This window comes from Streptomyces sp. NPDC046876 (genome assembly GCF_040645035.1).
GTDB lineage: Bacteria > Actinomycetota > Actinomycetes > Streptomycetales > Streptomycetaceae > Streptomyces.
In genome coordinates, this window is record NZ_JBEYXK010000043.1 from 1 (window position 1) to 18,748 (window position 18,748).

Annotated in this window: 20 protein-coding genes; 12 read left to right on the forward strand and 8 right to left on the reverse strand. The window is 75.2% G+C overall.

Going from position 1 to position 18,748, the window contains the following annotated elements:
* Positions 1 to 284 precede the first annotated feature (284 nt).
* From ABZ924_RS22135 to ABZ924_RS22160, 6 genes are all read left to right on the forward strand, one after another.
* Positions 285 to 683: a DUF202 domain-containing protein gene (locus ABZ924_RS22135; protein ID WP_361912308.1), complete on the forward strand. Its 399-nt coding sequence runs from the start codon at positions 285 to 287 to the stop codon at positions 681 to 683.
* On the forward strand, positions 665 to 1,003 hold the full coding sequence (locus ABZ924_RS22140; protein WP_361912311.1) for a DUF202 domain-containing protein: 339 nt from the start codon (positions 665 to 667) through the stop codon (positions 1,001 to 1,003). The genes ABZ924_RS22135 and ABZ924_RS22140 overlap by 19 nt, the downstream gene beginning before the upstream one ends.
* Before the next feature lie 111 nt (positions 1,004 to 1,114).
* Positions 1,115 to 1,411 carry a hypothetical protein gene (locus ABZ924_RS22145; protein ID WP_361912314.1) on the forward strand — a complete coding sequence of 99 codons (297 nt, stop codon included), beginning with the start codon at positions 1,115 to 1,117 and terminating at the stop codon, positions 1,409 to 1,411.
* A 97-nt stretch (positions 1,412 to 1,508) separates the two neighbouring features.
* A complete protein-coding gene (locus ABZ924_RS22150; RefSeq protein ID WP_361912317.1) occupies positions 1,509 to 2,420 on the forward strand; it encodes an MBL fold metallo-hydrolase in 912 nt (303 codons plus the stop codon).
* Positions 2,421 to 2,607: 187 nt separating this feature from the next.
* Positions 2,608 to 3,645, forward strand: coding sequence for a phosphotransferase family protein (locus ABZ924_RS22155; protein WP_361912320.1), 1,038 nt, complete (start codon positions 2,608 to 2,610; stop codon positions 3,643 to 3,645).
* 9 nt (positions 3,646 to 3,654) lie between these two features.
* On the forward strand, positions 3,655 to 4,875 hold the full coding sequence (locus ABZ924_RS22160; RefSeq protein ID WP_361912323.1) for an acyl-CoA dehydrogenase family protein: 1,221 nt from the start codon (positions 3,655 to 3,657) through the stop codon (positions 4,873 to 4,875).
* Between the two features lie 123 nt (positions 4,876 to 4,998).
* Here ABZ924_RS22160 and ABZ924_RS22165 read toward each other — a convergent pair whose 3' ends face one another.
* From ABZ924_RS22165 to ABZ924_RS22175, 3 genes are all read right to left on the reverse strand, one after another.
* Complete coding sequence (locus tag ABZ924_RS22165; RefSeq protein WP_361912326.1) at positions 4,999 to 5,604, reverse strand: TetR/AcrR family transcriptional regulator; 606 nt, start codon at positions 5,602 to 5,604, stop codon at positions 4,999 to 5,001.
* Between the two features lie 65 nt (positions 5,605 to 5,669).
* The gene (locus ABZ924_RS22170; RefSeq protein ID WP_361912329.1) at positions 5,670 to 7,379 is read right to left on the reverse strand and encodes an AMP-binding protein; all 1,710 of its coding nucleotides are present in this window, start codon (positions 7,377 to 7,379) and stop codon (positions 5,670 to 5,672) included.
* Positions 7,376 to 8,140, reverse strand: coding sequence for an SDR family NAD(P)-dependent oxidoreductase (locus ABZ924_RS22175; protein ID WP_361912332.1), 765 nt, complete (start codon positions 8,138 to 8,140; stop codon positions 7,376 to 7,378). The genes ABZ924_RS22170 and ABZ924_RS22175 overlap by 4 nt, the downstream gene beginning before the upstream one ends.
* Positions 8,141 to 8,230: 90 nt before the next feature.
* On the opposite strand from ABZ924_RS22175, the gene ABZ924_RS22180 reads away from it, so the two are divergent.
* The 4 genes from ABZ924_RS22180 to ABZ924_RS22195 all read left to right on the forward strand — a co-directional run bounded on the left by ABZ924_RS22180 (position 8,231) and on the right by ABZ924_RS22195 (position 13,153).
* Positions 8,231 to 9,550: a DUF1343 domain-containing protein gene (locus tag ABZ924_RS22180; RefSeq protein ID WP_361912335.1), complete on the forward strand. Its 1,320-nt coding sequence runs from the start codon at positions 8,231 to 8,233 to the stop codon at positions 9,548 to 9,550.
* 76 nt (positions 9,551 to 9,626) lie between these two features.
* Positions 9,627 to 11,069 (forward strand): serine-threonine protein kinase, encoded by a 1,443-nt coding sequence (locus tag ABZ924_RS22185; protein ID WP_361912337.1) that lies wholly within the window; start codon positions 9,627 to 9,629, stop codon positions 11,067 to 11,069.
* Positions 11,070 to 11,216: 147 nt separating this feature from the next.
* On the forward strand, positions 11,217 to 11,885 hold the full coding sequence (locus tag ABZ924_RS22190) for a hypothetical protein (protein WP_361912340.1): 669 nt from the start codon (positions 11,217 to 11,219) through the stop codon (positions 11,883 to 11,885).
* The gene (locus tag ABZ924_RS22195) at positions 11,882 to 13,153 is read left to right on the forward strand and encodes a 3-keto-5-aminohexanoate cleavage protein (protein ID WP_361912343.1); all 1,272 of its coding nucleotides are present in this window, start codon (positions 11,882 to 11,884) and stop codon (positions 13,151 to 13,153) included. The genes ABZ924_RS22190 and ABZ924_RS22195 overlap by 4 nt, the downstream gene beginning before the upstream one ends.
* Here ABZ924_RS22195 and ABZ924_RS22200 read toward each other — a convergent pair.
* Positions 13,150 to 14,583, reverse strand: coding sequence for an AMP-binding protein (locus ABZ924_RS22200; RefSeq protein ID WP_361912346.1), 1,434 nt, complete (start codon positions 14,581 to 14,583; stop codon positions 13,150 to 13,152). The genes ABZ924_RS22195 and ABZ924_RS22200 overlap by 4 nt on opposite strands.
* Positions 14,584 to 14,727: 144 nt before the next feature.
* On the reverse strand, positions 14,728 to 15,171 hold the full coding sequence (gene soxR, locus ABZ924_RS22205) for a redox-sensitive transcriptional activator SoxR (protein ID WP_361912349.1): 444 nt from the start codon (positions 15,169 to 15,171) through the stop codon (positions 14,728 to 14,730).
* Between the two features lie 104 nt (positions 15,172 to 15,275).
* On the opposite strand from soxR, the gene ABZ924_RS22210 reads away from it, so the two are divergent.
* Positions 15,276 to 15,740, forward strand: coding sequence for a MaoC family dehydratase (locus tag ABZ924_RS22210; RefSeq protein WP_361912352.1), 465 nt, complete (start codon positions 15,276 to 15,278; stop codon positions 15,738 to 15,740).
* Here the strand turns inward: ABZ924_RS22210 and ABZ924_RS22215 are convergent.
* From ABZ924_RS22215 to ABZ924_RS22225, 3 genes are all read right to left on the reverse strand, one after another.
* Complete coding sequence (locus ABZ924_RS22215) at positions 15,731 to 16,360, reverse strand: TetR/AcrR family transcriptional regulator (RefSeq protein WP_361912355.1); 630 nt, start codon at positions 16,358 to 16,360, stop codon at positions 15,731 to 15,733. The two genes, ABZ924_RS22210 and ABZ924_RS22215, sit on opposite strands and share 10 nt — an antisense overlap.
* 93 nt (positions 16,361 to 16,453) lie before the next feature.
* Positions 16,454 to 16,744, reverse strand: coding sequence for a YiaA/YiaB family inner membrane protein (locus tag ABZ924_RS22220; RefSeq protein WP_361912358.1), 291 nt, complete (start codon positions 16,742 to 16,744; stop codon positions 16,454 to 16,456).
* 87 nt (positions 16,745 to 16,831) lie between these two features.
* Entirely contained in the window at positions 16,832 to 17,983 is a 1,152-nt protein-coding gene (locus tag ABZ924_RS22225; protein WP_361912360.1) for an acyl-CoA dehydrogenase family protein, read from the reverse strand.
* A gap of 83 nt (positions 17,984 to 18,066) precedes the next feature.
* On the opposite strand from ABZ924_RS22225, the gene ABZ924_RS22230 reads away from it, so the two are divergent.
* Entirely contained in the window at positions 18,067 to 18,744 is a 678-nt protein-coding gene (locus tag ABZ924_RS22230; protein WP_361912363.1) for a TetR/AcrR family transcriptional regulator C-terminal domain-containing protein, read from the forward strand.
* Positions 18,745 to 18,748: the final 4 nt, after the last annotated feature.

Here is an 18,748-nt window from a genome sequence, read left to right on the forward strand (position 1 = left end):
AGCGGAGTACTTCTGACCTCGTCGGCACATCGGCGCGCGCATCTGCTTCCGACCCGGGCACCGGGCCCGCCCCGACCCGCGCCTCAAACGCCGACGAGGCTGGATTGCCGGAGCCCCGTCCCAGCATGGGCGAGGCTGGATTGCCGGGCCCACGGCCCACACACGGGCGGGACCGGATGTGCCGGGCTCACGGGCCACGCGCGGGGCGGGGGCGGATGGGTCGGGCCCTGGGGGCAGGCGAGGGTGCGGGAGCCGCGGGGGGCGGTGGGACGTAGATTGGCCACGTGATCGACTTCGGCAAGGACGTGCGCCTCTGGTTCGCCCCGCAGCGCGTGCGGGACGAGGGCGAGACCCCGGACTACCGGTTCTCGCTGGCCAACGAGCGGACGTTCCTGGCCTGGATCCGGACCTCGCTCGCCCTGATCGGCGGCGGTTTCGCGGTGGACCAGTTCCTGCCGGACCTGCGCTGGGGCGTACGCGTCGGGATGGCGCTCGCGCTGCTCGCGGTGGGTTCTGCCTGCGCGCTGCGGGCGGTGAACCACTGGGTGCGGTGCGAGCGGGCGATGCGGCGGGGCGAGGACCTGCCGCTGTCGCGCTTCCCGGTGCTGCTGGCCTTGGGCGTGGGGCTGGTCGCGGTCGCGATGATGGCGGTCGTGCTGCTCGGGTGGACGGACCGGTCGTGACCGGCTGCTCCCCCGCCGAGGGCCGCGACGCGGGCCTGCAGCCGGAGCGGACCCGGCTCGCCTGGCGGCGTACGACGCTGGCCTGCTCGGTGGTCGCGGTGCTGGCGCTGCGGCAGGCGCTGCGCGGGTCGGGCTCGCCGACGGAGGTGCTGGGCGCGGCGCTGATCGCGCTGATCTGGCTGGCGTTCCTGGTGGTGGCGCACCGGCGGTTGCAGCAGCTGGCGGCGGGCCGGCCGCCGGGGCTCGCGCCTCGGGCCGCGTTGGCGGCGGTGGCCTGCACGGTGGCGCTGGCGGTGTTCGCCGTGGCGGTCATCGTCTGAGCTGCCGATCGGACGGTCCGATCCGGTCCGATCCGGTCCGTCCGCGCCACGCGGGACCTCCAGTGGGGACGTAACGGGCATTCCGGGATGCTCCGCACTAGCCTCGGCGCCATGACGACCCTGCACCACGAGCACCCGACGCACGCGCACGCCCACGGCCCCGGCTGCGGGCACACCGAGGTCGCGCACGGCGACCACGTCGACTACGCCCACGACGGACACCTGCACCGGGAGCACTCCGGCCACTGGGACGAGTGCGAACCCGGCGGGCACACCCCGCACGAGGGCCACGGGCACGCGCACGGCGAGGGCTGCGGCCACGACTCCGTCCCGCACGGCGACCACCTGGACTACCTGCACGACGGGCACCGGCACGCCGCGCACGAGGGCCACTACGACGACCACTGACGCCGCGCCCGGCACGCCCGGGCGCCCCGCTCTCCCCCGGTTCCGCCGCGGCTGGCAGGATGCTGACTGCCTGTCACAGTGAACCGGGAGAGCGCAGATGACCGCGGAAGAGCCGTACCTCGTCCAGCCCGCGGACGGGGTGTACGCCTACGTCCAGCCGGACGGCGGCTGGTGCCTCAACAACGCCGGCTTCGTCAGCGACGGGGGCCGCACCCTGCTCGTCGACACCGCGGCCACCGAGCGCCGGGCCCTCGCCCTGCGCGAGGTGGTCGCCGCGGCCGGGGTGCCGCTGCCGCGCACGGTGGTCAACACCCACCACCACGGCGACCACACGTACGGCAACGGCGTCTTCGCCGCGGAGGCCCTGATCCTCGCGCACGACAACGCGCGCAGCGAGCAGCTCGCCGCCGGGCACCAGCTGGAGATGATCTGGCCGGCGACCGACTTCGGCGCGATCGAGATCACCCCGCCGGACCTCACGTACAGCGACCGGACGACCCTGCACCTCGGCGCGACGGAGGTGCAGGTCATCCACCCGGGCGTGGCGCACACCACCGGCGACTCGGTGGTGTGGCTGCCGCGGCAGCGGGTCGTCTTCACGGGCGACCTTGTCTTCGCCGGCGGCACGCCCTTCCTGGCGATGGGATCGCTGGCCGGTTCGCTGCGGGCGCTGGAGCTGCTGCGCTCGCTGGACGCCGAGACCGTGGTCCCCGGGCACGGGCCGCTGACCGACGCCTCGGCGTACGACTCCACCGAGCGCTACCTGCGGTACGTGGAGGCGATCGCCCGGGAAGGCCGGGAGCAGGGGCTGGCTCCGCTGGAGGTGGCGCAGAAGGCCGACCTCGGGGAGTTCGCGGCCTGGCGGGAGAGCGAGCGGCTGGTGGCCAACGTGCACCGGGCGTACGCGGAGCTGGCGGGCGAGCCGGAGGGGGCGCCGCTGGACATCCTGGCGGTGCTGCGGGACATGACCGTGATGAACGGCGGGACGCCGATCCTCTGCCACGCCTGAGCCGAGGCCGGGGCCCGGGCGCGGGCCCGGGCCGCGCCTCCGCTCCCACCTCCGGCGCACGGCCCACTGGACGACATACCGACTGGTCGGCATGATGGCCTCCGGTGCTTCCGTCCGTGCCCGCCCGGGCCGCCGGTGCGCCGGAACGTCATCCCGTCACCGTCAACTCCGTACGGAGGTGCGCACCATGGCATCGGCGTCTGCCCCGACCGCCCCCCGGGGCCTCGACCTGGAGCGGCTGCGCGGCCATCTCGACCGCGTCCGCCCCGGGCTCGTGGCCGGGCCGCTGCGCGGCCGGCTGATCGAAGGGGGCCGGTCGAACCTCACGTACGAGATCACCGACGGCACGGCCCGCTGGGTGGTGCGCCGCCCGCCGCTCGGCCACGTGCTCGCCACCGCGCACGACATGCGCCGCGAGCACCGGGTCATCGAGGCGCTGCACGGCACGGCCGTGCCGGTGCCCGAGCCGCTGCTGCTGTGCGAGGACGAGTCGGTTCTGGGGGCGCCGTTCTACGTCATGGAGTTCGTCGACGGGATCCCGTACCGCAGCGCGGACCGGCTGGCCGCCCTGGGCCCGGAGCGCACCCGGCGGGTGGTCCTGGGCCTGGTGGACACCCTCGTCGACCTGCATGCGGTGGACCCGGCGGCGGTGGGCCTGGGCGACTTCGGCCGCCCCGAGGGCTTCCTCGACCGGCAGCTGCGCCGCTGGGGCAAGCAGCTCGCGGCCTCCCGGGGCCGGGAGCTGCCCGGCATCGACGAGCTGCACGGCGCACTCGGCCGCGCCCTGCCCGGCTCCCCCGCGCCGACCGTGGTGCACGGCGACTACCGGCTCGACAACGTGCTGGTCGCAGGCCCCGAGGACACGGTCCGGGCGGTGTTGGACTGGGAGATGTCCACGCTCGGGGATCCGCTGACCGACCTCGGGCTGCTGGTGATGTACAGCTCCGACCTGGGGCTGGCCGACTCGCCGGTCAGCACGACCAGCGCCGCGCCCGGGCACCCCTCGCCGGCCGAGCTGATCGAGCGGTACGCCGCCCGCTCGGGCCGGGACACCGGCGCGATCTCCTGGTACACGGCGTTCGCCTGGTTCAAGCTCGCCGTGATCCTCGAGGGCATCCACTACCGCTACACCCTCGGCCAGACGGTCGGCGAGGGCTTCGACCGGATCGGCGAGCTGGTCCCGGTCTTCATCGAGCACGGTCTGACCACCCTCCAGGAAGGCTGAGGCACACCCGTGGAATTCGCATTCGACGCCCGGACCGAGGAACTGCGCACCCGGCTGCTCTCGTTCATGGAGGAGTACGTGTACCCGGCGGAGCCCGTCGCCGCCGAGCAGCGCGCGCGGCTGGCCTCGCCCTGGGACACCCCGGCCGTCTTCGGTGAACTGAAGGCCGAGGCGCGCCGCCGGGGCCTGTGGAACCTCTTCCTCCCCGATGCCGAGTACGGCGCCGGGCTGACCAACCTCCAGTACGCCCCGCTCGCCGAGATCACCGGCCGCAGCCCGCACCTGGCGCCGACCGCGACCAACTGCGCGGCGCCGGACACCGGGAACATGGAGCTACTGGCGCAGTTCGGCAGCGAGGAGCAGAAGAAGCAGTGGCTCCAGCCGCTGCTCGCCGGGGAGATCCGGTCCGCGTTCGCGATGACGGAGCCCGAGGTGGCCTCGTCGGACGCCACCAACATCGAGACCCGCATCGAGCGTTCGGCGGACGGCTCGCAGTACGTCGTCACCGGGCGGAAGTGGTTCATCTCCGGCGCCATGAACCCTGACTGCAAGGTGTTCATCGTCATGGGCAAGACCGATCCGGACGGGGCCGATCCGCGCCGCCAGCAGTCGATGGTCATCGTGCCGCGCGACACCCCGGGCGTCGAGGTCCGCCGGGCGATGACCGTGTACGGGTACGAGGACCACGACCACGGCGGCCACGCCGAGGTGGTCTTCGACGGGGCGCGGGTGCCGGCCGCGAACCTGATCGGCGAGGAGGGCGCGGGCTTCGCGATCGCCCAGGCCCGCCTCGGTCCGGGCCGGATCCACCACTGCATGCGGCTGATCGGCATGGCGGAGCGGGCGATCGAGCTGATGTGCCGGCGGGCGGTGGGGCGTACGGCCTTCGGCAAGGAGCTGGCTGCGCAGGGGGTCGTGCAGAACTGGATCGCGGACGCGCGGGTCACGGTGGAGCAGCTGCGGCTGCTGGTGCTGAAGACGGCCTGGCTGATGGACACCGTCGGCAACCGGGGGGCGCACACCGAGATCCAGGCCATCAAGATCGCCACTCCGCGGGCGGTGGTGCGGATCCTGGACGACGCGGTGCAGCTGCACGGCGCGGGCGGGGTCAGCCAGGACTTCCCGCTGGCCGAGCTGTGGGCGGCGGCGCGCACGCTGCGGCTGGCCGACGGCCCGGACGAGGTGCACCAGCGCTCGCTGGCGCACCGGGAGCTGAAGCGGTACCGCTGACCGGCTGACGGTCGGCGGGCCACCCGCTGCCGGGGCCCGTCCGGCGGATCGGGGTCGGACGGGCCCGGGTCGCTCTCCCGCTTCCCCGTCGGGCGTGTCGGGCTGTCGGCCGGGGTGCGCGGGCTACGGGCGCAGGGCGCGCAGCAGCAGGTCGGCGAGGTGGTCGGCGACCTGCCGGGGGGTCAGCGGGCCGTCCGTGCGGTACCAGGTGGAGAGGTGGTGGACGGAGCCGAAGTGGTAGTCCACCACCAGGTCGGCGGGGGTGGCGGTGGAGAAGACGCCGGTGCGCTGCCCCTCCTCGATCAGCGCCCGGAACCGCTCGTGGTAGCGGCGCCGCTCCGCCCGCACCTGCCCCAACTTCTCCGGGCTGAGGTGGTGCATCGACCGGAAGAAGATCGCCGCGTCGTCGAGGTTCTCGATGGTGGTGACCACGACGTCGGCGGCGGCGGCGCGCAGCCGCTCCGCGACGGGGGCGTCGGAGTCGGCGACGGCGTCCAGGCGCTGCTGCTGCAGGCGCAGCATCCGCGCGTACACCTCGTGCAGCAGGTCGTCCTTGGAGCCGAAGTAGTGGTAGAGGGCGCCCTTGGTGACGCCGGCCGCCTCGACGATCTCCTGGACGGAGGTGCGGTCGTAGCCGCGCTCGGCGAACAGCCGGGTGGCCACGGCCAGCAGCCGCTGCGGCACGGGCGCCTCGTGCGCGTTCCCGGGCTCCGTCGTCCTTGCAGCCATGGCGGTGACCTTCCCTTCCCTGTTGCGCGGCCGGTACGGGGCCGGCCGGCGGCCGACGGCCGTTTTCAGCCGCGGTCGCGCAATTCCCGTCGCAGGATCTTGCCACTCGTCGTCTTCGGCAGGACAGGCAGGATCTCCACGAGCCGGGGGTATTTGTACGCGGCGATGCGGGCGGCGCAGTACGCGGACAGTTCGGCGGGCTCGGCCGAGGCGCCGGGGCGCAGGCTCACGTACGCCTTGACGCTCTCCCCGCGGTAGGGGTCGGGGACGCCGACGACGGCGGCCTCGCGCACGGCGGGGTGGGTGTAGAGGACGTCCTCGACCTCGCGCGGCCAGACCTTGAACCCGGAGGCGTTGATCATGTCCTTCTTGCGGTCGACGACGTACACCCAGCCGTCCTCGTCCATGAAGCCGACGTCCCCGGTGCGCAGTTCGCCGCCGGGGAAGGCGAGGGCGGTCTCCTCGGGCAGGCCCCAGTAGCCGGGCACCACCTGGGGGCCGCGGACGGCGATCTCGCCGGTCTCGCCGAAGGGCACCTCGGCGCCGTGCTCGTCGAGGATGCGGACGACGGTGTCGGCGCCGGGCAGGCCGACGGAGAGGGTGCCGGAGGCGGGGTCGACGGGGGCCTCGCGGTGCACGGGGACGCTGGCGCAGGCAGCGGTGGTCTCGGTGAGGCCGTAGCCGTTGCGCAGGCGGACGCCGAAGTCGGCGCGCATGCGGGCGACCAGGGCCGGCGGGAGCGGGGCGCCGCCGGAGGAGACCACCTGGAAGGAGGTGAAGTGGTCCGCGGTGGCGGCGGGGTGCGCGGCGAGGGCCATGAAGGCGGTGGCGGGGCCGACCGTGTAGGCGGGGCGGTGTTCGAGGAAGGCGTCGAGGACGGCGCCGGCGTCGAAGCGGTGGGCGAGGACGAGGGTGCCGGCGTTGGCGAAGCAGGCGGCGAGCTCGCAGACCATGCCGGTGATGTGGAACAGCGGGGCGAGGGCGAAGTAGCCGGAGCCCTCGGCGAGCGGGTGCCCGGCGACCTGCCGCTGGGCGTTGTGGGTGAGGGCGCCGTGCGGGTTCATCGCCCCCTTCGGGGTGCCGCTGGTGCCGGAGGTGTAGCTGATGAGCGCGGTGTCGGCGGGGGTGAGGGCGGGGTCCGGCGGGGCGGGGTGGCCGCGGCGGGCGACGGTGGCCAGGTCGGCGGCGTCGGGGGCCTGCGGCTCCCGCCCGGGTGCAAGGACGCGTACGTCGTCGCGGGTCTGGAAGTCCCGGTCGGATGCGGTCAGCGTGATCCGTACGGCCGTGCCGGCTGCCGCCGCGCGCAGGTACGCGGGCCAGGCGCGGGCCTCGCAGACCAGTGCGGCGGCCCCGGAGTCGGCCAGGACGTGCCGGGCCTCGGCCTCCTTGTACATGGGGTTGAGCGGGACGACGACGGCCCCGGCCTTCCAGGCGGCCAGGACGGCCAGCACGAAGGCCGGGGTGTTCTGCAGCATCACGGCGACCCGGTCGCCGCGGCGGATGCCGTGGGCGGCGAGGTGGCCGGCGAGGGAGTCGGACAGGGCATCGGCCCGGGCGTAGTCGATGCGGCCGTCGAAATAGGCCATCGCCGTGCGCCCGGGGGCGCGGGCGGCCGCGGCGCGGAAGGCGTGCAGCACGCTGGGCGGTGCGGCGAGGGGGGCGCGCTGGGCCGGGCTGAGCAGGGCGAGCCACGGCTTGGCGGCGTAGCGGGAGCCGCCGGGCGCGGGCGGGGTCTTCGGCGGGGGCGGCGGGGGCGCGGCCGGCGGTGCGGTCACCGGCCCTCCCACTTCTGCTGGAGATGGTTCATGCCGCTCAGCCAGCGGTCGGGGTCCGTGGCGCGCGCGGCGTAGAAGTCCGCCACCTCGGGGTGCGGGAGGATCAAGAACCGGCCCTTCTCCATGCCGTCGAACAGTGCGTCCGCCACCGCCTCCGGCTCGATGGCGGTCGGTGCGAGGACGAGCTCGCCCGCCGAGCCGGCGGCCGTCAGCATGTCGGTGCGGACCCCTTGGGGGCAGATGGCGTGGACCTGGACGCCGCGGTGGCGGTAGGTCAGCGAGAGCCACTCCGCGAAGGCGAGCGCACCGTGCTTGCTGACACTGTACGGCGCCGCTCCGATCATGGTCAGCAGGCCGGCGGCCGAGACGGTGGACACGAAGCGGCCGCCGCCGCGCTCCAGCCAGTCCGGCAGCAGCAGCCGGGCGGCACGGACGTGGGCCATGACGTTGGTGTCCCAGGCGGCCTCCCACACGGCCTCGTCGGCGAACGCGTCGCCGCCCGAGGCGAGTCCGGCGTTGGCGCAGTAGACGTCGACCCGGCCGCCGAGGGCCCGGCGGGCCTCCTCGACGACGCCGGAGGCGTCCCCGGGGAGCGCGATCGCGCGCCCGCCGATCTCGCCGGCCACGGAGGCGGCCTTGGCGGCGTCGAGGTCGTTGACCACGACGGTGGCGCCCTCGGCGGCGAAGCGGTGGGCGAGGGCGGCGCCGATGCCGCCGCCCGCGCCGGTGACGACGACTCGCTGGTCCTGGTACGCGCTCACGGGATCACCTTTCCTGGCGGGGCCGGTCGCCGGGCAGACTAACCGGTCGGTATGTCGGGGCGAAAGGGGGCGGGCCCCTAGCGTGGCCGGATGACGGTGTCTCGACGGGGGCTGCTGGGACTGGCGGGAACGGTGGGTTCGGCGGGGGTGGCCGGCGTGGCGGGTGCGGCGGATTCGGTGAGTGCGGCGGGTCCGGCGGGTCCGGCGGCGGCGGGCTCGGCCGGTGCGGCGGGCCCCGGCGGCCTGCCGGTGCGCGCGGGCCGGGTGCGCACGGGCTTCGAGCGGCTCGCCGCGGACGGGTACGCCCTCCTCGCCGGGCAGCGGGTCGGGGTGGTCACCAACCCCACCGGGATCACCGCCGACGCCCGCCACCTGGTCGACGTGCTCCACGGCGACGACCGGGTCCGGCTGGTCGCGGTGTTCGGCCCCGAGCACGGGTTCCGCGGGACGGCGCAGGCGGGCGGGTCCGAGGGGCCGGGCCGGGACCCGGCGACCGGGCTGGCGGTGTACGACACGTACGGCAAGAGCGGGCAGGACCTCGCGGACGTGTTCACCGCGGCCGGCGTCGACACCGTCGTCTTCGACATCCAGGACGTCGGGGCGCGCTTCTACACCTACATCTGGACCCTGTACGACTGCATGCGCGCGGCCGCCCTGGCCGGCAAGGCGGTGGTCGTGCTGGACCGGCCCCACCCGGCGGGCGGGCTGCGGGCCGCCGGGCCCGTCCTGGAGCGGCCGTACGCGAGCTTCGTGGGCCGGGAACCGATCGCCCTCGCGCACGGCATGACGGCGGCGGAGCTGGCGCTGCTGTTCAACGGGGAGTTCCTGCGCGACGCCCCGGTCCGGCTGCACACGGTGCGGATGTCCGGGTGGCGGCGCGGCTCCTTCTTCGGGCAGACCGGGCTGCCGTGGGTCCCGCCGAGCCCGAACATGCCGACCCCGGACACGGCCCTCGCGTACGCCGGCACCTGCCTGTTCGAGGGGACGAACCTCTCCGAGGGGCGCGGGACGACCACGCCGTTCGAGGTGCTGGGCGCGGAGGGCGTCGACCGGCGGTGGGCGGAGGCGGCCGACGCGCTGGGGCTGCCGGGGGTGTGGTTCCGGGAGGCGTACTTCACGCCGTCCTTCTCCAAGCACGCCGGGCGGACCTGCGGCGGGGTCCGGCTGGTCGTCCACGACCGGGAGGCGTTCGATCCGGTCCGGGCGGGGATCGGGCTGCTGGTGACGGCGCGGCGGGCGTGGAGCGGGTTCGCGTGGCGCGAGGACCACTGGATCGACCGGTTGACCGGCTCGGACCTGGTGCGGCGGATGGTCGACGCGGGGTCGGGGGTGGAGGAGATCGCCGGGGCGTGGGCGGTGGGGCTGGCACGGTTCGCGGCGGTGCGGGAGCGGTACCTGCTGTACCGGTAGGCGCAAGGGTCTGGCCGGGCGGGGGCCGCAGCAGGATGCTGGACGGCACCAGGGACGCGGCGCGGAGGGGGAACCCATGGCGGCGGGAACGGGCAGAGCCGGTGGCGGTGCGGAGTTCGGGACCGGCGGCGGGGGCGGGCCGGGTGTGTCCGGGGTCGGAGGCGGGGTCGGGATCGGGCTCGGCTTCGGGGTCGGGGTCGGGCCGTACGCGGAGCTGGCCTTCGACGCCGAGGGGGACACCGACAGGGCCGGGGCGGAGGCGGTCGCGGCGATGGAGGCGACCGACCTGCTGGTCTTCGCCCACGGCTGGAACAGCGACCGCTCCACCTCGACCCGCCTGTACGACCGCTTCTTCGCGCCCTTCCCGGGGCTGGTGGGGCCGGGGGTGCGGCTGGGGTACGCCGGGGTCTTCTGGCCCTCGATCCGGTTCTCGGACGAGCCGATCCCGGACTTCGAATCCCTCGGCGCGCTCGCGGAGCCGGGGCACGGGACGGCGCTGGACCCGCAGACCCGGCGGGCCCTCGGGGAGTTCTGGCCGGGGCGGGAGGCGCAGCTGGACCGGATCGCCGAACTGCTGGAGGACCGGCCCGAGTCGCAGTCCGCCCTGGCCGAGTTCGGGGCGCTCGTACGGGAGCTGGCGGGCGTCGGGGAGGCGGATGCGGCAGGGGTGGCCGGGGTGCCGGTGGCAGGGGCGGCGTGGGCGGCGGCCGTGGCGGATGGTGACCGGCGGGAGGTTCCCGCCATTTTCGTCGAGGACGTACGGGAGGTGTGCCGGGCCCTCGCCGCGGGGCTGGCCGCGGCCGGCGGGCCGGCGCCCGGGGCCGGCGACGGGCCGGGGCTCACCGCCGGGGCGAGCGTGCGGATGCTGTGGGGCGGCGCCAAGGAGCTGCTGCGGCAGGCCTCGTACTACCAGATGAAGAAGCGGGCCGGGGTCGTCGGCGAGCGCGGCCTCGGCCCGGTCCTCGCGGAGCTGGCGGCGCGCCGGCCGGCCCTGCGCATGCACCTGATCGGCCACAGCTTCGGGGCGCGCGTGGTGTCGTTCGCCCTGCGCGCGGTGCCGGACGGCGCCCGGTACGCGGCGTCCCTGACGCTGCTCCAAGGAGCCTTCTCCCACTACGCCTTCGCCGACCGGCTCCCCCACGACCGGGGCCGCGGCGGGACCCTGCGCGGCCTGCAGCACAAGGTCGCCGGACCGGTGGTGGCGTGCCACTCCGAGCACGACTCCGCCCTGAAGGTCTTCTATCCGCTGGCCTCCCGGATGGCAGGGGATTCGGCCGGACTGCTGGGCTTCGACGAGCGGTGGGGCGCGGTCGGGCACGACGGGGTGCAGGCGGTGCCCGGCGCACCGCGGCTCACGCTCGACGCGGCGCTGCGCCAGGGGGTTCCGGCGGCCGGTTGCGTCAGCGTGGACGCCGCCTCCGTGGTGCGGCGGGGCGGTCCGCCGTCGGGGGCGCACAGCGACATCTGCCACGAGGAGCTGGCACGGGTCGTGGTGGCTGCGGGGCGCATGGGGCGCTGAGTTCCGGCCATGTGCCACCCGCACGCCTCGTCCGCCCCCGCATGCGCCTGCACCCGGCCGGGCATGTTGGGCACATCTCACGGTGCGTCGTCGTCCGACGGAGTACGACGCCGCGGTGGGCGTGGGCGCGACGGAGGTGAAGGTGTGATGGCAGGTTTCCGGAGTCTGGCCTACCAGGTGCGGGACGCGCGCAACGACCGTGCCCTGCGGCGCCATTCGCTGCGCCGATGCCTGGAGCGGTTCGCACCGTACGGGCACCGGGCGACCTGGTGGCACCTGTGCGACCGGCACGGGATCGGCCCCGAGGACCGGGCCGCGGATCCGCAGCGGCTGGTCGCGGCGCTGGAGGAGCTGGAGGAGGCGCGGGCGGTCTGGCTGGAGTACGAGCGGCAGTTCGCGGAGCGCCGCAGGCGCGAGAAGCACCACGGGCTGCGGCGGCCGGAGTGGGCGTGGGGCGGCAGCGGGGACGCGGTGGTGCGGTGCGCGGATCCGGGCGTGCGGCCCGAGGGGACGCTCGGGGACGTGCTGCGGCGGCTGGTCGCGGCGCTGGAGTCGGAGCCGGGGACGGGCTGCCCCGTCTGCGGTGAGCAGGAGCTGCACTGGCCCGCGCCGGTGCCGCCGCAGAGACGGGGGCGGGGGCCTGCTGCCGGTGCGGGTGCCGCTGCCGCTGCTGCTGCGCACGGGTCGTGGGAGGGAGCGTGGGCCTGGGACGGCCCGGTCTGCGCCGGCTGCGGGATCGTGGTGCCCAGGCCCGCGCTCGCGGACTCGGCCTGGGCGCACGCCGCTCCGGCGGCCTCCGCCGCCGGAGCTGCATGAGCCCGGACCTGCGGATCCAGGCCGCCCTCAACGGGACGCGCGGCGCCGGCGACGGGGCGGCCGTGCCGCTGTCCCCCGGGGACGTGGTGGAGGCCGCGCGCGGGGCGGTGGCCGCCGGGGCGGCGGAGCTGCTGGTCCATCCGCGGACCCCGTGCGGGCGGGAGAGCCTGTCGCCGCGGGTCGTGGGCCCGCTGCTGGAGGCGTTGCGGGGCGCGGGGGTCTCCGTACCGCTGTCGGTGTGCGCGAGCATCGCCGCCGAACCGGATCCGGCGGGCCGGCAGGCGCGGATCCGGTCCTGGACGGTCCTCCCGGACCGCGCCACGGTGCACTTCGCGGACCCGGGAGCCGGCGCACTCGCCAGGACCCTCCTGTCCCGCGGCGTGGCGGTGGACGCGGTACTCCCGTGGCCCCCACGGGACGGCGGTGCCCCGGGGCAGGATGTGGAGGAGCTGACCCGCTTCCTGGCCGGGCGGACCACGGACGGAGCCGGCCCGCCGGCCCCGAGCGCGACCGGCCCGAGCCCGAACGCCCCGGCCACGCCCGGCGGAGCCGCGCGCCGCACAACCCCCAACGGCGCGGGCGGGGGAGGTGGGGGCGTCGTCCGCACAGCCCCGAACGGCGCGGGCGCCACCGGCGCGGGAACCGCCGACACGTGTGCGGACAGGGCGCGCACACCCGGCGCGGCCTGCGGCGGAACGGCCGACACGAGCCCGAACTGCGCGGGGGCGGGCGCGGGAGGCGGGGGCTCGGGCCGCACAGCCCCGAACGGCGCGGCAACGGACGGCGCGAGCGCACCCGGCGTGGGCACGGCCAGCCCGGGCACAGCCGACGCGGGCACAGCCGGACCGGGCACAGCCGGCCCGGGCCCGTGCGGGTGGGTTCGGGTGGTGGTCGAGCTGGCCGGGGTCGAGCCGGAGGCCGTGGGGCGGCTGCGGCGGCTGGTGCCCGGGGTGCCGTTGCTGCTGGTCGGGCGGGACGGCGCCGCCTGGCCGGCGCTGCGGCTGGCCGCCCGGTGCGGGACCGGGGCGCGGATCGGCGTCGGCGACGTACTGCACCTGCCCGACGGCCGCCCGGCACCCTCCACCGCCGTACTGGTGACAGCCGCCCTCGCCGCGGCCCGGGCCGAGACCGCCGCCCGCGGCGGCGCCGGCGGACCCCTGGTCGGGCCGGAAGGCCAGGCTGCCCCTTCCGGATCTCGCTCCCCCGGCTACTGCTGGGAGGTGCCCAGGACCCGCGCCGCCCGGCAAGATCCGAAAGAGACGACTTAGTGCCGGGCTCCGGGCGGCGGCGGGGCGTCCTCGACGCGGCCGGTCACCACCAGGTTGCCGTCGGGGGTGCGTCGCGCGAGGCGGCCCGTGCGGAGGTGGCCGTCCGCGGTGAAGGACCGCACATTGTGCTCCGGCGCCCGGTAGTAGCCGCGCAGGGTGGACGGGCCGCGGGCCAGGAGTTCGCCGGGCTCCCCGTCGGGCACGTCCTTGCCCTCGGCGTCGACGATGCGGATCTCGTCGTCGGACGAGAGCGGTCGGCCCTGCGTGGTGAGCACGGCCTCGTCCGGATCACCGGGCCGGGTGAGCGTGAGGAGCCCCTCGGCCAGGCCGAAGGCCTGCTGGAGCCGGCAGCCGAGCTCGGGGCCGATCCGTTCGGCGGTCGCCCGGGGCAACGGCGTGGCGTCGCCGCCGACCTGCACCAGCCGGAGGCTGCTCACGTCGGCCCGGACCGCGGGGAGCGCGTCGAGCCACGGCTCGGCGGTGTCGGGCGCCACCGACGTGACGGTGACCCGCTCGCGCTCGATGAGCGGGAGGCAGGCGCCGGGTTCGGCGGTATCGGCCAGGACGACGGTGCCGCCCACGGACAGGGTGCCGACGATGCCGGGGCTCCCGAGGGCGAAGGCGGATCCGGCGGGCAGCGCGGCGAGGTACACGTCGTCCTCGGTGAGCGACACCAGTTCGGCGGCGGCCCGCGCCTGGCGGGCGTAGTCGTTGTGGGTCCGCGGAACGAGCCGGGGCGCCCCGGCGGCGCCGCCGCCCGGGAGCAGGAGGAACGCCACCTGGTCGGCGCTCTGTGCGAGCGCCGGCTCGGGCGGCGCGTCGACGGTGCCGAGCGGGGAGTACTGGCAGCCCGCCGGGTCGGTCGTGAGGCCGCCGTACGGGGAGGAGGCCCCCGGCGCCTCGAGGGTGAACACCCGCCGCAGGAAGGGCCAGCGGGCCGCGATGTCCGCGGCCACCGCCGTGAGGTCGAGGCCCTCGTACGCGGCGGGGCCGACGTAGCCGACGGCCTGGGTGACCCGGACGAGCCCGGCCACCCCGGCCGCGGGGTGCGGGAGCGGGCAGAACACGGGGACCGTGCCGGCCCGCATCAGCGCGAACGCGGTGACGACGCATTCGGGGACGTTCGGCAGCTGGACCACGACCCGCATCCCGGGCCGCAGGCCCCGCAGCCGGAACCCGGCGGCCATGCGGTCCACCCGGCGGTTCAGGGCCGCGTACGTGAGCCGGGTGTCGCCGTGGACGAGCGCGGTGCGCGGCCCGTACTGCAGGGCCCAGCCGCGCAGCAGGTTGTCCAGCGTGTTGCCGCGCCAGTGCCCGGCCGCCCAGTAGCGGTCGACGAACGCCTCGGGCCAGGGCGTGCAGCCGTCGAGCATGGAGGTGCCCCCCTTCTCGGCGCCGGGGAGCGGCCCCGCCGCGTTGATCTCGGCCATCCCAATGCTCCAACGGCCCTGCGGGCAAGGTGCCTTCCCGACCATGGACGCCGGACGCCCTCGGCGGAACGTCCAATGGGCGCCGCCGACCAGGAGGTTCGGGCGGCCGGAGCGAGCGCTCCGGGCGCCCCGCGGCGGGGCTGCCTAGAGCCGCGAGCCGGTGAGCTGCTCGCCGAAGACGTCGTCCGGGTTGGACAGTGCGCAGTTCTGCAGCGAGAGGCAGCCGCAGCCGATGCAGTCGGCCAGGTGGTCGCGCAGCCGCATCAGCTGGCTGATGCGCTGTTCCAGCTCTCCGCGCCACATCTCCGAAAGGCGCGCCCAGTCCTCGCGGTTGGGGGTGCGTTCCTCGGGGAGCTGGGCGAGTGCGTCGCGGATGGCGGCGAGCGGGATCCCGACGCGCTGGGCGGCCCGTACGAACGCGACCCGGCGCAGTGCGTCGCGGCTGTAGCGGCGCTGGTTGCCGGAGGTCCGGCGGCTGCTGATCAGCCCCTTGGTCTCGTAGAAGTGGAGCGCGGAGACGGCCGCGCCGCTGCGGGCGGACAGCTGGCCGACGGTGAGCTCGTGGATTTTCTCGGGAATCTGCGGCACGAGGCCGAGGGTAGTCGGCCCGGCCCCGATCCGTTGACAGATACATGCGGCCCCAGCATGCTGAGCAAGCGCTTGTTCGCCCGAACCCCCGGAAGAGGAGAGGCATGGCCGAGCCGAAGGTGTTCACGTCCGCCGAGGAACTGCGCGCCGGAATCGGCGAGACGCTCGGTCCGAGCGGATGGCTGGAGGTGGACCAGAAGCGGATCGACCTGTTCGCCGACGCGACCGGCGACCACCAGTGGATCCACGTGGACCCGGAGCGGGCCGCAACCGGACCGTTCGGCTCCACGATCGCGCACGGCTACCTGACGCTGTCGCTGCTGCCGAGCCTGGTGCCGCAGGTCATGCGGGTCGAGGGCATGCGGATGGGCATCAACTACGGCATGGACAAGGTGCGTTTCCCGGCGATCGTGCCCGTCGGCTCGCGGCTGCGCGCCACCGCAGTGATCACGGAGGTGACGGAGGCCGCCGGCGGCGGCGTCCAGGTCGCGGCGACGGTCACCGTGGAGCGCGAGGGCGGCGACAAGCCGGTGTGCGTGGCGCAGTCGCTGTCGCGCTACTACTTCTGAGCCGCTGCGCCCACCATGCGCAGGACGAGGTCGGCGTAGAGCGCGCCGACCTCCTCCGGCGTGCGCCGGCCGGACGCGTTGAACCAGCGGGCCACGTCGATGCACAGCGACAGGACGGCGAGCGTGGTGCCGGGGACGTCCGGGACGTGGAACTCCCCCGCCGCGACGCCCTCGGTGAGGATGCGGCGCATGACGGCGTCGCTCTGGCGGCGCAGCTCCACGATTTCGGAGCGGTGCTCCGGGGCGAGGGCATCGAGCTCGTACTGGACCACGCGCGCGGTGGTGTGGTGCGCGGCGTGCCAGAGCACGAAGGACCGCACGGCCGCGTCGAGCCGGTCGGCGGCGGAGCCCGGGCGGGAGGCTGCGGTCTCCAGGATGTCGAGCGCCTTGTCGTGGCCGATCCGGCTGATCCGGTGGAGCAGCTCTTCCTTGGTCTTGTAGTGGATGTACAGCGCGGCGGGGCTCATCCCGGCCCGCCCTGCGATGTCCCGCGTGGTGGTCGCGTGGTAGCCGCGCTCGGCGAACGCCTCGACGGCGGCGACGAGCAGCCGCCGCGCCGCGTCGGGGGTGACCTCCGACCACGGCCGGTAGCCGCCGGTCGTCTCCTCCGCGCTGTCCATCGCTCGCCCACCCTCTCGTCACTGCAGGAAGCGACCAGCTTACCGGAGGGTGAGCAAGCGCTTAGCCGTCGTCGGCGCGTCGGCCGCCGCCGGTCAGACCTTCGGCTGGAAGGGGTCGTAGTCGGCGAGGATCTTCTCCATCCGTGCCTGGTCGACCCGGCTGACGATCTGGGTGAGCTCCTGGCGGTCGCGGATGACCTTGGCGAGGGTGAAGGCGGAGGTGGTGAGGTAGAGGACGGCGATGCCGAGGAAGGCCCGGACCCAGCCGTCCGCGGCCAGCTGGTAGATCCCGAGGGCCACGGCACCGAGCGCGATGCCGAAGGAGGCGACGGCCTGGGCGTAGTACGCCCCCGTGTTCCGCTGCTTGACCGGTGTCTCGTTCATGGGCACCAGCATCGGGCGGCGTGACCGGCGCCACATCCGTGCGCGTACTCAGTCCCGTACTCAGCCCCGCACCCGGACGTCAGGCGCTCAGAAGGCGGAGACACCGGTGCGGGCGCGGCCGATCAGCAGCTTCTGGATCTGGCTGGTGCCCTCGTACAGGGTCATCACGCGGGCGTCGCGCAGCAGCTTGCCGGCCGGGTACTCGTCGATGTAGCCGTAACCGCCGTGCACCTGCAGGGCGTTGCCCGCGGCGCGCACCGCGGCCTCCGAGGCGAAGAGCTTGGCGGTGGAGGACTCGGTCGCGAAGGGCTGCCCGCGGTCGATGAGGTCGGCCACCCGCCAGGTCAGCAGGCGCGCCGCGTCCACGTCGACCGAGATGTCGGCGATCAGCTCCTGCACGAGCTGGTGCCCGGCGATCGGCTTGCCGAACTGCTCGCGCTGGGATGCGTACGAGACGGCCGCGTCCAGGGCCGCCTGGGCGATGCCGACGCAGCCGGCGGCCACCGACATCCGCCCCTTGGCCAGTGCGGACATGGCCACGGAGAAGCCCTTGCCCTCGGGGCCCAGCATCGCGGCGGCGGGCACGCGGACGGAGTCGAGGACCAGTTCGGCGGTGGCCTGGCCGCGCAGGCCGAGCTTGCCGTGGATCTCGCGGCGGGTGAGGCCGGGCGCCGAGGTCGGCACGAGGAAGGCGGAGATGCCGCGGTGGCCGGGGCTGTCGCTCGTGCGGGCGAAGACGAGGGCGACGTCGGCCCAGGTGCCGTTGGTGATGAACGTCTTGGTGCCGCTGAGGAGGTACGCGTCGCCGTCGCGGACGGCGCGCGTGGTGAGGTTGCCGGCGTCGGAGCCGGTGCCGGGCTCGGTCAGGGCGAAGCAGCCGAGTGCGTCACCCGAGCAGAGGCGGGGCAGCCAGGCGCGCCGGTGCTCCTCGCTGCCCCAGGCGGCGATCGTCTTGGCGACGAGACCGAGGGAGACGGAGACGATGCCGCGCACGGCGGAGTCGGCGCGGCCGAGCTCCTCGAGGACGAGCGCGTACGCGAGGTGGTCGCCGCCGGAGCCGCCGTACTCCTCCGGGACGGTCAGGCCGAGGAAGCCCAGCGCGCCGAGCTTCTTCACGATGCCGCGGTCCACGCTCTCGGCGCGGTCCCACGCGGCGGCGTAGGGGGCGATCTCGCGCTCGCCGAACTCGCGGGCGAGGCGGCGCACCGCATTCTGCTCCTCGCTGAGTTCCAGGTTCACGGGCACCTCCGGGGGGAGTTCGGGCAGCAGGACCATTAACTAGCATCGGTAGTTTATTGGGGTCGGGCCCTACTATGTGGCGCATGGCCAGACCGCGCAAGCCCCTCCTCAGCCGTGACCGCATCGTCGAGGCGGCGGGCGCACTGGTGGACGCGGAGGGACTGGAGGCCGTGTCGACGCGGCGGCTGGCGGCCGCGCTCGGCGTGAGCGGGCCCTCGCTGTACAACCACTTCCGGACCAAGGACGAGATCCTGGACGCGGTGGCGGACGCGGTGAGCGCGCGGGTCGACCTGTCGATGTTCGAGGCGGGGGCCGGGCGGGACTGGCGGGAGGCCCTGCACGACTGGGCGCACTCCTACCGGGCGGCACTGGCGGACCACCCGAACATCGTGCCCGTACTGGCGCGCGGCCCCGGGCGGCGGCCGGCGGGACTGCGGCTCGCGGACGCGGTGTTCGGGGCGATGACGGCGGCCGGGTGGCCGCCCGCGCAGGCGACGCGGATCGGCGCACTGATGCGGTACTTCATTCTGGGCTCGGCAGTGGGCTCGTTCGCGCGGGGTTTCCCGGACGACGAGGCCGCGTACGACCCCGCGGACTACCCGCACCTGGGCCGGGCCCACCTGCTGGCCGAGCGGCAGCGCGAGGTGGACGAGGGCGCGTTCGAGACCGGGCTGGCCGCCCTGCTGGACGGCCTGGCCCTGCAGTACGAAGCCCTGCGGCGGGACCGGCCGACCGGTCCCGCCGCAGGGTCGGCGCCCTAGAGGA

What these genes read in the sequence shown, in the direction of transcription:
- ABZ924_RS22145 (WP_361912314.1), top strand. Translation starts at nt 1,115, where the DNA reads ATGACGACCCTGCACCACGAGCACCCGACGCACGCGCACGCCCACGGC.
- ABZ924_RS22150 (WP_361912317.1), top strand. Translation starts at nt 1,509, where the DNA reads ATGACCGCGGAAGAGCCGTACCTCGTCCAGCCCGCGGACGGGGTGTAC.
- ABZ924_RS22155 (WP_361912320.1), top strand. Translation starts at nt 2,608, where the DNA reads ATGGCATCGGCGTCTGCCCCGACCGCCCCCCGGGGCCTCGACCTGGAG.
- ABZ924_RS22165 (WP_361912326.1), bottom strand. Translation starts at nt 5,604, where the DNA reads ATGGCTGCAAGGACGACGGAGCCCGGGAACGCGCACGAGGCGCCCGTG.
- ABZ924_RS22180 (WP_361912335.1), top strand. Translation starts at nt 8,231, where the DNA reads ATGACGGTGTCTCGACGGGGGCTGCTGGGACTGGCGGGAACGGTGGGT.
- ABZ924_RS22185 (WP_361912337.1), top strand. Translation starts at nt 9,627, where the DNA reads ATGGCGGCGGGAACGGGCAGAGCCGGTGGCGGTGCGGAGTTCGGGACC.
- ABZ924_RS22190 (WP_361912340.1), top strand. Translation starts at nt 11,217, where the DNA reads ATGGCAGGTTTCCGGAGTCTGGCCTACCAGGTGCGGGACGCGCGCAAC.
- ABZ924_RS22195 (WP_361912343.1), top strand. Translation starts at nt 11,882, where the DNA reads ATGAGCCCGGACCTGCGGATCCAGGCCGCCCTCAACGGGACGCGCGGC.
- ABZ924_RS22200 (WP_361912346.1), bottom strand. Translation starts at nt 14,583, where the DNA reads ATGGCCGAGATCAACGCGGCGGGGCCGCTCCCCGGCGCCGAGAAGGGG.
- ABZ924_RS22210 (WP_361912352.1), top strand. Translation starts at nt 15,276, where the DNA reads ATGGCCGAGCCGAAGGTGTTCACGTCCGCCGAGGAACTGCGCGCCGGA.
- ABZ924_RS22215 (WP_361912355.1), bottom strand. Translation starts at nt 16,360, where the DNA reads ATGGACAGCGCGGAGGAGACGACCGGCGGCTACCGGCCGTGGTCGGAG.
- ABZ924_RS22220 (WP_361912358.1), bottom strand. Translation starts at nt 16,744, where the DNA reads ATGAACGAGACACCGGTCAAGCAGCGGAACACGGGGGCGTACTACGCC.
- ABZ924_RS22230 (WP_361912363.1), top strand. Translation starts at nt 18,067, where the DNA reads ATGGCCAGACCGCGCAAGCCCCTCCTCAGCCGTGACCGCATCGTCGAG.